This window comes from Pseudomonadota bacterium (assembly GCA_022361155.1).
GTDB lineage: Bacteria > Myxococcota_A > Polyangia > Polyangiales > JAKSBK01 > JAKSBK01.
This window is the reverse complement of sequence record JAKSBK010000592.1, coordinates 1-1261: the sequence shown is the minus strand read 5'-3', so window position 1 is coordinate 1261 and position 1261 is coordinate 1. Positions and strand designations below refer to the sequence as shown.

Sequence of the window (1261 nt, the reverse complement as noted above, 5' to 3'; positions counted from 1 at the left end):
TTCACCTGAAAGCCTCCCTTTCGGTGTTCTGGTTGAGGTTGTACAACCCCCAAAACACCGGGCTTTCAGGGTTTAATCCCTGCAAAATGAAGAAAAGTGCGCTTGGTCAGGGTCTAGCACGATACAACCTGTATTACTGCTGGTCAGACGGCGGCATACTCTGTAGTGTCGGCGGGATCGTGCACGAGCCACGGCGCGAGTTGGCGCCAGTAGGCGGTGGGACAAGCGCGAACGTTTCGCTCGATGTGCCGTGCACGCCGGGCAAGGCCCGCTGGCTCAGCATCCGGGTCTGGACGCTCGGTTTTGGTGGCACGGTCAGCAGCAGCGACGTGTACTCGTTGTTCTACTCGGTCGAAGGAGTGGACGACGGCTTCACCTATTTCAACGGGAGCGGAGGGGACCCACCGCAACCGGGCATCGGTCCACCAGTAAACCCATAGGGCAACCCCGGGCGTGTGCCCGCGGCCACCTAGCAAGTAAGGAGCTCAGATGGTCTTCACCAATCGTTCGAGCGTCCCACCGTGTCTTTGCGTGCTATTCACTGCGGCGACGCCGCTGGTAGCATGCGGCGGCAAAACGATCACTGCTCTGGCAGCCGCCGGAGCGGTGGGAGGAATGGCCGGGACGACCGGTGCAGGAGTCACGGGAGGCAATGCCGCTTCCGGCGGCCAGGGGGGGTTGGGGCAGCGAGTGGCCAAGGGGGGACTGGCGGTCTGGGCGGCCGTGGGGGGCAGGTCGGCGTGGGGGGCATGGGCGGTCGAGGCGGCTGGAGCGGCCCTGGCGGTGCAGGGGGTCAGGGCGGATTCGCCGGCCTGATCGGCGTCGGAGGAGGGGCGGCCCAGGGCGGGTTCGGGGGCCTGAGCGGTGTCGGGGGAGGGGCGGCCCAGTGGGGGGGTGGAGGTCTGGGCGGTGCCCCCAGCACAGGCGGCTCGGGCGGCTGGGGTTGGGGCCCTTGCCCGCCGCGCACGAATACGGTGTGCACGACGACCCCCCATTTCCCCGGCCCTCCGTATTGCGTGCCGGAGGGTTCTCGTGGCCCCCCACTATGCGCCGACCGACTGTTGTGCCAGAGGCTTCGTGGCAGGTGCGTGTCAACGGGAAGCGGGCTGACCGGTGACAGCTGGTGCATCCGGAACTGTACTCCTGGTGCCGGGCAAGGTGGCACCACGGGCGGCGCCGGCAGCGGCGGGGCTGGAGCGAGCGGTCAGAGCGGCACGAGTGGGCCGTGAGGCGTAGGGGCAGGCAAGGTGGCAGGCACGAT

At 67.6% G+C, this 1261-nt stretch carries 2 protein-coding genes; both read left to right on the top strand.

Annotated features, from left to right (window positions below; translation table 11 throughout):
• The coding region (locus MJD61_22215) for a hypothetical protein (protein ID MCG8557974.1) at positions 1 to 440 on the top strand (440 nt) is incomplete at its 5' end.
• A gap of 49 nt (positions 441 to 489) precedes the next feature.
• Positions 490 to 816, top strand: a complete 327-nt coding sequence (locus tag MJD61_22210; GenBank protein MCG8557973.1) for a hypothetical protein — start codon at positions 490 to 492, stop codon at positions 814 to 816.
• Positions 817 to 1261: the final 445 nt, after the last annotated feature.